General features: G+C 62.0%; 11 protein-coding genes. 1 reads left to right on the top strand and 10 read right to left on the bottom strand.

The window, feature by feature from the left end; translation table 11 throughout:
- Positions 1 to 5: 5 nt before the first annotated feature.
- The 4 genes from U8330_RS20080 to U8330_RS20065 all read right to left on the bottom strand — a co-directional run bounded on the left by U8330_RS20080 (position 6) and on the right by U8330_RS20065 (position 3038).
- The gene (locus tag U8330_RS20080; RefSeq protein WP_323107024.1) at positions 6 to 287 is read right to left on the bottom strand and encodes a hypothetical protein; all 282 of its coding nucleotides are present in this window, start codon (positions 285 to 287) and stop codon (positions 6 to 8) included.
- Positions 288 to 356: 69 nt separating this feature from the next.
- Complete coding sequence (locus U8330_RS20075; RefSeq protein ID WP_323107023.1) at positions 357 to 1397, bottom strand: transketolase family protein; 1041 nt, start codon at positions 1395 to 1397, stop codon at positions 357 to 359.
- Entirely contained in the window at positions 1394 to 2233 is an 840-nt protein-coding gene (locus tag U8330_RS20070) for a transketolase (protein ID WP_323107022.1), read from the bottom strand. Before U8330_RS20070 ends, U8330_RS20075 begins: the two co-directional genes overlap by 4 nt.
- A 43-nt stretch (positions 2234 to 2276) precedes the next feature.
- Complete coding sequence (locus U8330_RS20065; RefSeq protein ID WP_323107021.1) at positions 2277 to 3038, bottom strand: SDR family NAD(P)-dependent oxidoreductase; 762 nt, start codon at positions 3036 to 3038, stop codon at positions 2277 to 2279.
- Between the two features lie 158 nt (positions 3039 to 3196).
- Between U8330_RS20065 and U8330_RS20060 the strand changes: the two genes are divergently transcribed.
- A complete protein-coding gene (locus tag U8330_RS20060; protein ID WP_323107020.1) occupies positions 3197 to 4069 on the top strand; it encodes a LysR substrate-binding domain-containing protein in 873 nt (290 codons plus the stop codon).
- Between the two features lie 488 nt (positions 4070 to 4557).
- On the opposite strand, the gene U8330_RS20055 is transcribed toward U8330_RS20060, so the two are convergent.
- The 6 genes from U8330_RS20055 to U8330_RS20030 form a co-directional block, all read right to left on the bottom strand.
- On the bottom strand, positions 4558 to 5631 hold the full coding sequence (locus U8330_RS20055; RefSeq protein WP_323107019.1) for a sn-glycerol-3-phosphate ABC transporter ATP-binding protein UgpC: 1074 nt from the start codon (positions 5629 to 5631) through the stop codon (positions 4558 to 4560).
- Positions 5632 to 5646: 15 nt separating this feature from the next.
- Entirely contained in the window at positions 5647 to 7560 is a 1914-nt protein-coding gene (locus U8330_RS20050) for a glycoside hydrolase family 127 protein (RefSeq protein ID WP_323107018.1), read from the bottom strand.
- 29 nt (positions 7561 to 7589) lie between these two features.
- Positions 7590 to 8453 (bottom strand): carbohydrate ABC transporter permease, encoded by an 864-nt coding sequence (locus U8330_RS20045; RefSeq protein WP_323107017.1) that lies wholly within the window; start codon positions 8451 to 8453, stop codon positions 7590 to 7592.
- On the bottom strand, positions 8450 to 9358 hold the full coding sequence (locus U8330_RS20040) for a sugar ABC transporter permease (protein WP_323107016.1): 909 nt from the start codon (positions 9356 to 9358) through the stop codon (positions 8450 to 8452). Before U8330_RS20040 ends, U8330_RS20045 begins: the two co-directional genes overlap by 4 nt.
- A gap of 75 nt (positions 9359 to 9433) precedes the next feature.
- Positions 9434 to 10669 (bottom strand): sugar ABC transporter substrate-binding protein, encoded by a 1236-nt coding sequence (locus U8330_RS20035; RefSeq protein ID WP_323107015.1) that lies wholly within the window; start codon positions 10667 to 10669, stop codon positions 9434 to 9436.
- Positions 10670 to 10718: 49 nt separating this feature from the next.
- On the bottom strand, positions 10719 to 11711 hold the full coding sequence (locus tag U8330_RS20030) for a LacI family DNA-binding transcriptional regulator (RefSeq protein ID WP_323107014.1): 993 nt from the start codon (positions 11709 to 11711) through the stop codon (positions 10719 to 10721).
- Positions 11712 to 12175: the final 464 nt, after the last annotated feature.

Raw genomic sequence — 12175 nt, 5'->3', positions numbered from 1 at the left:
CCTCTTCAATGCAGGCGACCGGGGAATAAACCCACGACGAAGAGGAGACGCATGGCCATCAGGAGGTCGGACCGCTGCTTCCGCATGGTCTCGCCTGGTTCAGCCTTCGCAACGGAGGATGAGGCCAGAAACGTGGTTCTGGTAAGCGACGTGTCTAGGCCAACACCAAGGCCGGCCACCATCACCAGTCGGGACCGTATCCGGTCCAGTTCGAGATGACGCGAAGGCGAGGCGAACGACGTTGCCGCAGTTCTCGAAGTCACCGGTCGATCGATCTGCAAGTTCATTGTATCCTCCCTACCCATTGCTTGGCGTCGTCTCCCGGCGTCCTCCTAGCCAGACAAACGATTCAGTGATTACTCATCAAGCCATGCTTTCAGCGAAGCGACGACGCGTTCCGTGGAAAGTCCATATCGCTCGTGAAGCGTCGGCAAAGCCCCGGCCTCCAGGAAGGCATCGGGCAGCGCGATCTGGCGAAAGGCTGAAGGTCGGACGGCCGAGCGCATGAGCGTCGCCGCCACCGCCTCGCCAAGACCGCCGACAAGCGTATGGTTTTCCGCAACGACAACTAGCCGGTTCTGCTTCCCGCATTCTGAGAGGATTGTTTCCTCATCGAGAGGCTTGATCGTCGGCACGTGAAGCACGGCTGCGTCCACGCCGTCGCGCTGCAACAGCTTTGCCGCCTCCAGAACTCGCATGGTCATGATACCGGACGATATGATGAGTGCATCGCGCCCGTCGCGGATGCGCTTCGCCTTTCCGAGCGTGAAGCTGTAGCCGTATTCTTCGAGGACGAGCGGCACGTTGCCACGTAACAGGCGCATGTAGACCGGACCCCTGTGCGCCGCGATCTGCGGAATCGCCTGCTCTATGTCGAGCGCGTCGCACGGATCGATGATCGTCAGGTTCGGCATGCCGCGAAGAATTGCCAAGTCCTCGGTCGCCTGATGGCTTGGGCCGTAGCCGGTGGTCAGACCCGGCAGGGCGCAGACGATCTTCACGTCCAGCTCCTCCTCGGCGATTGCGAGGCAGATGAAGTCGTAGGCGCGCCGGGAGGCGAACACCGCATAGGTGGTCACCCATGGCTGGAACCCTTCCCTCGCCATGCCAGCGGCCGACATCATCAAAAGCTGCTCCGCCATTCCCATTTGGTAAAAGCGGTCAGGATGAGCGGCGCGGAAGACATGAAGGTCCGTGTACTTTGCGAGGTCCGCGGACATGCCTACGATGCGATCATCATTACGCGCCAGCGCGGCCAGTGCATGGCCGAACGGTGCGGCCCGCGTCGGCTGATCGGGACCGGCGATCGAAGCAATCATGGCCGACGTGGTCAGGCGCGGCCTTTCACCGGCGGGCGCAGACAGAAAGTCCGGGCGGACATATTTCGAGCGTCTCATGGAGCGACCCTCTCGTCGATGATCTTGAGAGCCTCGGTCCATTCGCCAGGCTCGACGCGTAGGAAATGGTTGCGCTCCCGCGCTTCCAGAAAAGGCACTCCCTTAGCCATCTTCGTGTCGCAGATGATCACGCGCGGCACCGGGCCCCCGTGACGTCGCGCCTTGTCGAAAGCAACTACCAGCGCGTCGATATCGTTGCCGTCGACACGTTGTGTGTACCAGCCGAAAGCTTCGAACTTTGGAGCGAGCGGCTCGAAGTTCATGACGCCGAGCGACGGACCATCTGCCTGCATCTGGTTGACGTCCACGATACCGATGAGGTTGTCGAGCTTGTGGGAACCGGCCGACATAGCAGCCTCCCAAGTCGATCCTTCGTCGAGCTCACCGTCGGAGAAAAGAGTATAGATGAAGGAAGAAGAACGCTTGCGCTTGAGGCCCAGGCACATCCCCACGGCTATGCCAAGACCGTGACCCAGCGAGCCGCCGGTGATTTCCATGCCCGGCGTGTAGGCGGCCATACCCGACATCGGCAAGCGGCTGTCATCCGTGCCGTAGGACTCAAGCTCATCCTCCGGCACGATCTTCGCCTCGATCAACGCGGCATAGAGCGCAATTGCATAGTGGCCGATCGACAGGAGAAAGCGGTCTCGTTCTTCCCATTCCGGGTCGTCCGGCCGATAGGCCGTGGCGTGGAAATAGGAGACAGCCAGCACATCGGCGATACCGAGCGCCTGGGCGATATAGCCCTGCCCCTGGACCTCGCCCATTCGCAGGGCATGGCGGCGAATGCGTCGCGCGCGCTCGTGCAGGCTGATGTTGTGACCGATAGAGCTCATGTCTGGACCATTTCCCTCTTCAACGCGGGCCTGACACGCAGGCTCAATGGATGAGCATTCCGCCGTTCACGTCCATCACGGCACCGGTCACGTAAGCCGACAGATCCGAGGCTAGGAAAAGATAGATGTTGGCGACATCACGCGCTTCCCCCAGACGGCTTAGGGGGATCCCCTTCAGGATGTCGGTGCGCATTTCGGGGGTGAGCTTGTCGCCGGTGATATCCGTCTGGATGAGCCCCGGCGTCACCGAATTCACGCGGATGCCTTCGGGGCCGAATTCGCGCGCCATCGCCTTGGCAAGACCGAGCACGCCGGCCTTGGCGGCAGAGTAGTGCGGCCCACCGAAAATGCCACCGCCGCGCTGCGCGGAGACGGACGACATGCAGGCGATCGAGCCTCCGCCATGCTGACGCATATTCGGAATGATCGCCTGGCTGAGATAGAGCACGCCGGTCATATTGACTCCGACGATGCGCTCCCAATCCGCTGAAGAGATGTCCAGCGTTTTCACGGGCTGCGTGATGCCAGCGTTGTTGATGAGGATGTTGATCGCGCCGAAGGCGTGGGCCGCCTCTTCGGCCGCGGCGACACACGATTGGCGATCCGCTACGTCGCAGCGGATCCCGATATGATCGCCTTGCTCGACTGGTGCGAGCGTAGCTGCCGCATCCCGTGCAGCGGCTGCATCGAGGTCGAAGATGGCGACGCGCGCGCCGTGCTCCGCGAAAAGCTCCGCCGTAGCCCGGCCAATTCCACGCCTGCTCGCTGCGCCGGAGATCACGGCGGTTCTACCCTTCAGAAGCATGTCTTTCCTCCCCGGTGCCGCGCCGGTCTCCCCCGTGCCGCAACCCCGCATCCTCATCCGTCGGCGCTGCCTTGCCAATGACGACACCCTTGCCTCCTCGTCCGCGAACGGACAAACGCGAAGTTTACACCGTGAGGTGAATCTGGTTCACTAATCATATGCTAAAAATGCCTTCGCTTTCCGCTATGCGTATTTTCGAATCAGCCGCGCGTCTCGGATCGTTCCGCAGCGCCGCGGAGGAACTGCACCTTTCGCCAAGCGCGGTCAGTCACGCGGTCGCTAAGCTCGAGAGTGATCTTGGAGTCGCTTTGTTCGAGAGAACGACCCGTCACGTGCGACTGACGCTCGCGGGTCAGACCCTGCTCGCGCATACGGCTAGCGCTTTCGAAGAATTGCGTCGTGGAATTGAGCGAATTTCATCGAATGCAGCTTCGCTACTGAGATTGCACTGCGCGCCTAGTTACGCTGCTAAAGTCCTTTCCCCCCGTCTTCCGCAGTTCCTGCGCGAGAATCCAGGCGTGGAAGTGCGCGTCGCGGCGAGCACGAGCTATGCGCGCTTTGTAGATGGTCTCTTTGATGCCGATATTGTCTATGGCGAACCTGTCGATCGAGGAGATCTCATCGTCGTTCCACTGGGTGAGGAGATTGTTTCCCCGCTTTGTGCCCCCGATGTAGCACTGAGACTCAATTCGCCCATTGACCTACTGTCGCAGCCCCTGATCCGAAGTGACCTCAAGCGAATCCAATGGATCGACTGGTTCGAAGCTAACGGTCTTGGTCCAGCGCCGGGTCCGTCGATGAGCTTCGACCGAAGCTTCCTGGCTATCGACGCCGCAGCGAACGGCCTTGGCGTCGCTCTGGAGTCGAATGTCCTAGCACACAGAGAACTAGCGAACGGTCAATTGGTCCGCCCATTTGGGCCGACATTCCGGCACAATCGATATATCGGCCATTATCTCGCATATCCGAAGTCAGGATCTCAACGACGTCTGGCCAGGAAGTTTGCCGACTGGTTGGTGGACTTCAGGTAAATGAAATAAATCTGCCCGTACGTTGACGCGCCGGACATCACCTTTCAGCCTTTGGCGAACGACATAGGCGACTTGATCTCCCGAACCACATCAACAGACGCGATGGTCTCCAGCGGAACGTTCTCGAGTTTCTTGCTAGCTAGAACGATCTGATGGCGTGGCAACTCAGCTTGAAAACGGTGCGAACCGTCGCCCAAGAAATCCCTCGACCAGCCGTAGAATATTCCAACTCTCAGAAGAGCGGCCGACCGGCAGTAGGAGCCTTTCCACGATACGCGGTGACAGCATTTCCTATGACAGGTCTCGGCATCAGCACGGAAACAATGGAAGCGGCTGCGAATAGGCGGGCGTTATCTGGATTTCGGTGTTCCGCCGGTCGAGCCAACACCTCGATCCAGAGGCTTCCGTTCCAGTGTCGCCACCCGGCAGCCTAGGAATTCGACGCCGCTTACGCAGTGGTGAAGGCGATGCGCCACCTCGAAAAGAGGCTATCGGATCCTGGATCCGCCTTCGTCGAAGAAGCGGCGGCGATCGAACGGCAGCGTCAGCCGCACCGTCGCTCCGTTGGCAATTTCCGCGTCGCCGGTCAGCTCGGCCGTCAGGCTCTGGCCATCCTCGAGCGTAGCATAGAGGAAGCGGGTAGATCCCAGATACTCCGTGAACTCCACCCGGACCGGAATGCCTTCCTCGTCGGCCCTAGCAAGCGACATATGCTCGGGGCGGATGCCGAACCACAACGGGTCGCCGGGACGGAGGTCCGCCCGCTCGGGCAAGCCGGAGAGCTCTGCTCCGGCCAAGGAAATCGTGCCCTGTCCCCGCGAAACAGCATTGAGGAGGTTCATCCGCGGCGAACCAATGAAGCCCGCGACGAACATATTGTCGGGATCCTCGTAGATCCGGCGCGGCGAGCCCACCTGTTCGACCCGTCCGTCGCGCAGCACGACGATCCTGTCGGCGAGCGTCATGGCCTCCGTCTGATCATGGGTCACGTAGACCATGGTGTTGCCAAGCTGGCGATGGAGCTTGGCGATCTCGATGCGCATCGATACCCGCAACTCGGCGTCGAGATTTGACAGCGGTTCATCAAACAGGAAAATGTCCGGCTCGCGGACGATCGCGCGGCCGATCGCCACGCGCTGCCGTTGGCCGCCCGAAAGCTGTCCCGGCCGGCGGTCCAGCAAGGGCTGGATCTTCAAGATCGAGGAGGCGTGCGCCACCCGTCGGGCGATCTCATCCTTCGGTGTATCTGCCATCTTCAGCCCAAAGGCGAGATTGTCGCCGACGCTCATATGCGGGTAGAGCGCGTAGGACTGGAAGACCATGGCGATGCCGCGATCCGACGGATCGAGATCCGTCACGTCACGCCCTTTGATGGCGATCTCGCCGTCAGTCACTTCCTCCAGCCCTGCGATCATCCGCAAAAGCGTGGACTTCCCGCAGCCGGAAGGGCCGACGAACACCACGAATTCGCCATCCTGCACCTTGAGGTCGATGCCGTGGATCACCTGAAGCGCGCCGTAGCTCTTGCGCACGTCGCGCAAGACGAGACTGGTTCCTTTCATAGCCGTCAGCCCCGATCAGTCCGCCTGCATCCAGACAAGCATCTCTCCAGGCGTCCGGTTATCCCACAGGTGATAGGGAATGAGCCGGACCCTGGCGTCGCTTCGGTCCGCCGGACGGCTGCGGTAAAGGGCGTCGCCCCAGCGTCCCGCGTCCTCGCGCTGAAGGGTCAGGTCGATAGCGACCGCACCGTTCAGTTCCGGCAGCATTACGGTCGAGCCTTCGGGGATCGTTTTCGGCACGACGATGGCATTGAGATCGTCACCGTTGTCGGTCGTCTCGACGCAATAGACGAGCGGGCCGCGCATGAGGGCCACGCGACCCGCATCCTGGCGCACGCGGGGATTTGCGAATTGCGGCCTGAGCACAAGCGGTAGGACAAGCTCCACCCGATCGCCATCCTGCCAGTCGCGATCCAGGCGCGCGTAACCGTCGATCAGTGTCGAAGAGACGTCCACCGGCGTACCGTTCACCGCGAGCGTCGCACCCTCCGCCCATTCGGGGATGCGCAGCGACAGGGCGAAGCGAGCAGGCGATCCCAGACCGATCTCGAGACCGATCGCGCCGTCCCAGGGATACTCGGTCTTCTGCTTCAGCGTCACCTCGGAACCGTTCGCAAGCTCGCAGGTCATCGTGCTTTCGCCGTAGAGGTGGATGGCGATCTCGTCATCGGCGACCGCATACATGTAGGAACCGATCGAGGTGACGAGCCGGGCGATATTCGGCGGGCAGCATGGGCAGTGGTGCCAGGTCCAGCGGTGATGCTTGCCGGTGCTTTCGAGCGGGTTCTCGTAGAAAAACGTCTTTCCGTCGAGCGCGAGACCCGGCAGGGCACCGTTGTAGAGCGCCTGCTCCATGACGTCGGCATAGCGGCGGTTCGGCCCTCGACCGAGCATGCGGTTGGCCCAGAAGACCAGTCCGACGGAAGCGCAGGTTTCGGCGTAGGCCGTGTCGTTCGGCAGGTCGAAATAGTCGGTGAAGCCCTCGTTGGAAGCGGCCGGTCCGATCCCGCCGGTGATGTACATCTGCTTCGTTGTCAGATCGTCCCACAGCCCCTCCAGCGCCTCGGTGAGACTGTCGTCGCGATACTCGGTCGCAATATCCGCCATACCCGAATAGAGGTACATGGCCCGCACCGCATGGCCGACGACCTTGCGCTGGTCGCGGACAGGCTGATGCGCCTGGCCGTATTCGTAGGTGCGCTGGTGGAAGTCGGAAGCGTCGCGGCCATCGCGCTGGGCCTCCTCGGTGAAGAAGTGCGGCTCGGTGCCGCGCTGGTCGACGAAGAACTTCGACAGATCGAGATATTTGGGTTCGCCGGTGACGCGGGCCAGCTTCACCAGCGCCAGCTCGATCTCCTCGTGCCCGTCATAGCCGGGCATCTGCCCCTCGCCCTCGCCGAAGACCGTCAGCATGTAATCGGCGTAGCGGCACATGATATCGAGCAGCTTGCGCTTGCCCGTCGCCTGGTAGTAGGCCACCGCGGCTTCCATCAGATGGCCGGCGCAGTAGAGTTCGTGATGGTCGCGCAGATTGGTCCAGCGACGGTCCGGCTGCACGCGCTGGAACCAGGCGTTCAAATATCCGTCCTTGTCCTGCAGCTTCTCATAGAGATCGATGATCGCGTCGGCCCGCGCTTCGAGTTCCGGGTTCGGCTTGCGGTAGAGCGAGAAGGCGATCGTCTCGATCGACTTCCCGAGGTCGGAGTCCCAGAACATCTGGGTCGAGCCGCCCCACGGAGCGATCGGAATGACGACGCCCGGAGAGGGCTGATCGACGTCGATCGCCTGGATCATGCCGGCGGCCTCGCAGCGGTCGAGCAGGATGGCGGCTGTCGTCTCGCTGACGGCATCCTGCCACTGACCCCAGAAGCCCGAGAGCGTGACGGAGGGGACGGTGACGGGGCGGAACTGGCGGTCTTTGTGGCTCATGTCTAAGGTCTCTCCATAGGTCTCAAAGGTTATTTCACCGCGCCGGCCATCAGCCCGCGCATGTAGTAGCGTTGAAGAAGAAGGAACATGATCAGGCATGGCACGACCATGACCGTGACCCCGGCCTGGACGGCACCCCAGTTGATCGCGCCGAGGCGACCAGCACGTACGGCAGTCATCAGAACGGGCAGCGTGTAGTTGTCGTTGGACGAGAGCAGCACGAGCGCGGCGAAGAACTCGTTCCAGGCGTTGAGGAACGCGAAGATCGAGACGGTCGCCACTCCAGGCATCACGAGCGGCAGAAGCACGCGGGCGAGGAGGCGCAGGTCGCGCGCTCCGTCGATCCGGGCCGCCTCCTCGATCTCCTTCGGCACCGCGTCGAACGCGTTGCGCATCATGAAGACCGAGAACGGCAGTTGCAGCGTCACGTAGACAAGCATCAGCCCGAACAGCGAGTTGTTGAGGCCGAGCTTCGCGAGGATGATGAAGAGCGGCGTCAGGATCGACTGGAACGGGATCATCAGCGTCGCGATGATCAGGACGAACAGCGCGTTCTTGAACGGGAAACGGTAGCGGGAGAACCCGTAGCCGGCCATGACGCTGACGGCGACGGTCAGCACAACCGTGCCCAGCGAGACGACGAGCGAGTTGACCGTGTGCTGCCAGATGCCCGCGCCGAAACCGTCGAGCGCGCGATAGGCATCGATACTGAAGCCCATCCGCGGCCAGGGCGGCAGCGGCGGCGTGCCCGACTCGGCATTCGAGCGAAAGGACGAGAGCACCATGACGATGAAGGGTGCGAGGAAGAAGATGGCCGTACCGATGCCGACTGCATGATATGCGACTGCATCGATGGCGGCCCGCCGCGCTCTGCGCGCTCGCCGGTCGGTCATTGTTCTCCCTCCCGCACCCGGAGCAGCCAGAGCTGGACGACGCTGAGCGACACAAGGATGGCCAGGAGCACGATCGACAGGGCCGCGCCGTAGCCGAGATTGAACGAGACGAAGGACTGATTGAAGATGTAGTAGACGACGGAGATCATGCGGTTCTGCGGCCCACCCGAGGTCATGATGTAGAACTGGTCGAATGCGAGGATCGAGCCGGTCACCGACAAGATGAGCGCGAGCGCAAGCGTGCGCCGCATCAGCGGCAGGGTCAGGTGGCGGAAGCGCTGCCAGCGCCGCGCACCATCGATCCGGGCCGCCTCCGTGAGGTCGGCCGGAATGGCCTGAAGGCCGGTCAGCAGGATGATCATGGTGAAACCGGCGATCTTCCAGACCACCATAACGATGATGGTGAGGAAGGCCGTGTCGAAACTAGCAAGCAGGTTGATCCGGCCATTCGTCAGCCCCAATCGCTGGAAGAGCGGTGCGAACAGGCCGCTGTCGACGTTCGCGAGCCACACCCAGAGAAGAGAGGCCGAAGCGAGTCCGACGACCACCGGCAGGAAGATCACTGTCCGATAGGCGGAAACGAAGGGGCGCTGCTTTTCGACCAGGATGGCCAGGGGGAAGGCCACCACGAAGATCGCGATCGTCACCACCAGCGTATAGTAGGCGGTGAAGCCGAGGGCGGCGAAGAAGCGCGTATCCGTCATGAGGCGGGCGTAGTTGGCACCCCAGTTGAAGGTCGGGAGGCCGAGCAGCGGCCACTTGTGGAAGCTCATCCAGACCGTGAACAGTACCGGCAGGACGAAGAAGACCAACACCAGCAACATGGCCGGCGCGATGTAGGCGAGCCCGCGCCAGCCCGTACGGCGAGACCGCCGGCGCGGGGCGCGCATGGTCGAGGATTGCATGATCGTCTCCAACTGGGTCCGGCTTGGGTCAGGGCGCAGGAGGCCGGCTTTCGAACGGCCGGCCTCCCTTTTCGCTCACTGCGCGTTGTCGATGATCGACTGCATTTCCGATTGGGCGTTGGAGAACGCCGAATCGACGTCATCGCCGTAGATCGCGGCGTTGATGAACGTGGCCCAGGGGCCGTTCGAGGAGTTGATCAGATCGTTGAACTGGAGCGTGTAGGGCGTCTTGGCGACAGAGATCGCCTCGATGCCGACCTTGAGCCGCGGATCTAGACCCTGAAGGACTTCGTCGGCGATGTCGCCGCGGGTCGGCAGGCTGCCGAACTTGGCCATGATCTTCTGCCCGTCCGGCGAATAGACGTAGTCGAGGAAGCCCTTGACCGCGGCGAGCTTCGGCGTGCCCTTCGTAACGACGACGTTGTCGCCACCGGCAAAGGAGGATGGCTTCCCATCGACCCCCGGAATCAACGTCACGCCGAAGTCGATCTCGGGATGCTGGGTGACCAATGTGCCGATCGCGAATGCTCCGAGGCTCTGCTGGCCGATCTTGCCGTTGGTGAAGCTCAGGAAGTTGACGCCGTTGTCGCTAGCCGATCCGGCGGGCACGGTGCCTTTGGCGACAAGGTTGCGATAGATGTCGATCGCTTTGCGCATCTGCGGAGTGTCGAGCGTCGCCGTCTTGCCGTCTTCCGACAGGATGTCGGCACCCGCTCCCCACACCAACGGCGTGAAGGTGAAGATCATGCAGCCGCCGCAACCGCCGCCGGAGAAGTAGAAGCCGTACGTGTCATCGCCAAGCGCGCGGATCTTCTCGGCATTCGCGGTGATCTCGTCCCATGTCTTGGGTGCCTTTTCGGGATCGAGGCCCGCCTTCCGGTAGAGGTCCTTGTTCCAGGCGAAGATGGACGTCTCCACCGAGAGCGGCAGCCCGTAGATCTTGCCGTCATAGGTGCCGAGCTTCACGTGCGAGGGCGACAGAGAGTTGAAGTAGGGCAGCGACTTCGCCCAGTCGGTCAGGTCTTCAAGCTGGCCGGCGGCGGCGAAGGCTGGGTTGTAGATCAGGTCGAGCGACAGGGCATCCGGGGCCTGACCGCCGGCGATCGCGGTCGCATACTTCTGCACCAGTTCGGCGAAGGGGACCTCGGTCATCTCGACCGTATCGCCTCCCTTGGCATTGTAGGCCTTCACGACTTCCTTGAAGGAGTCGCCGATACCGGAACGCACCCACATGGCGATCGTCTCGGCAGAGGCCGCTGTCGTCATAATGGCAGATATCACGGCCGTAGTGGCCAGTAGTTTCTTCAGCATTGTCCTTCTCCTCCTCCAGTCGAACCCGCTCCACCGGATTCGCTCTCCTTCACAACGGCTGGCCATCCCCTCCACAGGATTGGCGAACCACGAGCTTGCATGGCAGGCGTCGGAGACCCGGCTCCACGTTCTTGCCTTCTGCCAGCGCGAGCACGGTGAGACCGGCCTCGCGCCCGAGTTCCTTCAGATTCATGTCGATGGTGGTCAGCGGCGGCCGGGTCTGCGCCGCGACGATCTCCCAGTTGTCGAAGCCGATGACCGAGACATTCTCCGGAACAGCGACGCCGCGCTCCCGCAACGCATCGACGACGCCGCGCGCGATCTGGTCGTTGCCGCAGAAGATGCCGTCCGGCTTCGCGTCGCCAGACGACCAGAGGGCGGCGACCGCCTCGTGCCCCCAGGCCTCCGACCACGCGCCGTTGAGGACCCGAGCGTCTGATCCTGCAAGTTCGCGGAACGCGGCAGCGCGCTCGCGGACCGAGACGAAATCGGACGGCCCCGTCACGTGGACAAGTCGCCTTCGTCCCAGCTTTCGCAACCACTCCGTCGCGAGAGCTGCGCCATGCCCATCGTCGGAGGTCAGCGTCACGCTGTTCGGCTCACCTTGAGTGAAGGCGTATACGACGGGAACCGGCAGTCTGGTCAGGTCGACCGGCAGGCTTCGATCGATGCGCTTGCCAGTCGCGATGATCCCGTCCACCTGCTTGTCGAGCATCGCGTCGACGTGGATCTTGCCAAGGGCCGGATCGTCTTCGATCGCGCAAAGGAAAACCGAGACGCCGTGATCGACCAGCGCCTCGGAGATCCCGGCCATTACAGGGAGGGTGAAACGGCCGTAGGTATCGTTTGTCAGAAGCCCGACGGTTAGGCTGCGGTTGCTGAGCAGACCTTTTGCGAGCGCGTTGGGCCGGAAGCCGATCTCGCGGGCGATCCGCTTGATACGCTCTCGTGTGTCGAGAGCCATGCGACCGTTGTCGTTCAGCGCTTTGGATACTGTCGACACGCTCACATCTGCTGCCCTGGCAAGATCGTGAATCGTCACTCGACTGCTTTTTGTCCGCTGCGCCACTTCCAACTCTCCCGCTTGCGGAAGAGAAAAGCTTTTCCCTATTAGAAAGTCAATATGAGAAAACGTTTTCTCATGAAATTTGGCCGATAGTAATGTTATGTGGTCGGGGGAGCGGGCTGGATCGCTACGCAGTTCCAAGTACGCTCTGATGCATGAAGTAGTCTGGAACCATACCGCCCTGGCTGGCCACGTCCGACGGCACGTTGTTGTTGTTCAGCTCGCGCCGCGCCTAGATCCGAAACTGGAAGATGATGTCGCGGAAGCCCGCGACGTCAGATAGCCCTGATAGGGACCAGCCCGATGATCGGTTTCAATCCAGCTTCATAGACTGCAGTCTGACATGTAAGGCAAGTCTTACGAGGTGCGGAGGCTCGGATCGTCCTGGTAGGGACCACCTTGGGTCCGTTCGACACGCAGCAGTCCCCGCTGCCAAATAT

The sequence above is a fragment of the Rhizobium sp. CC-YZS058 genome (genome assembly GCF_034720595.1).
In the GTDB taxonomy this organism is placed as follows: Bacteria; Pseudomonadota; Alphaproteobacteria; order Rhizobiales; family Rhizobiaceae; genus Ferranicluibacter.
This window is presented reverse-complemented; position numbering and strand designations above follow the sequence as displayed.

Bases quoted from the DNA above. Each gene is read 5' to 3' on its own strand.
- U8330_RS20080 (WP_323107024.1), bottom strand. From the start codon at position 287: ATGAACTTGCAGATCGATCGACCGGTGACTTCGAGAACTGCGGCAACG.
- U8330_RS20075 (WP_323107023.1), bottom strand. From the start codon at position 1,397: ATGAGACGCTCGAAATATGTCCGCCCGGACTTTCTGTCTGCGCCCGCC.
- U8330_RS20070 (WP_323107022.1), bottom strand. From the start codon at position 2,233: ATGAGCTCTATCGGTCACAACATCAGCCTGCACGAGCGCGCGCGACGC.
- U8330_RS20065 (WP_323107021.1), bottom strand. From the start codon at position 3,038: ATGCTTCTGAAGGGTAGAACCGCCGTGATCTCCGGCGCAGCGAGCAGG.
- U8330_RS20060 (WP_323107020.1), top strand. From the start codon at position 3,197: ATGCTAAAAATGCCTTCGCTTTCCGCTATGCGTATTTTCGAATCAGCC.
- U8330_RS20055 (WP_323107019.1), bottom strand. From the start codon at position 5,631: ATGAAAGGAACCAGTCTCGTCTTGCGCGACGTGCGCAAGAGCTACGGC.
- U8330_RS20050 (WP_323107018.1), bottom strand. From the start codon at position 7,560: ATGAGCCACAAAGACCGCCAGTTCCGCCCCGTCACCGTCCCCTCCGTC.
- U8330_RS20045 (WP_323107017.1), bottom strand. From the start codon at position 8,453: ATGACCGACCGGCGAGCGCGCAGAGCGCGGCGGGCCGCCATCGATGCA.
- U8330_RS20040 (WP_323107016.1), bottom strand. From the start codon at position 9,358: ATGCAATCCTCGACCATGCGCGCCCCGCGCCGGCGGTCTCGCCGTACG.
- U8330_RS20035 (WP_323107015.1), bottom strand. From the start codon at position 10,669: ATGCTGAAGAAACTACTGGCCACTACGGCCGTGATATCTGCCATTATG.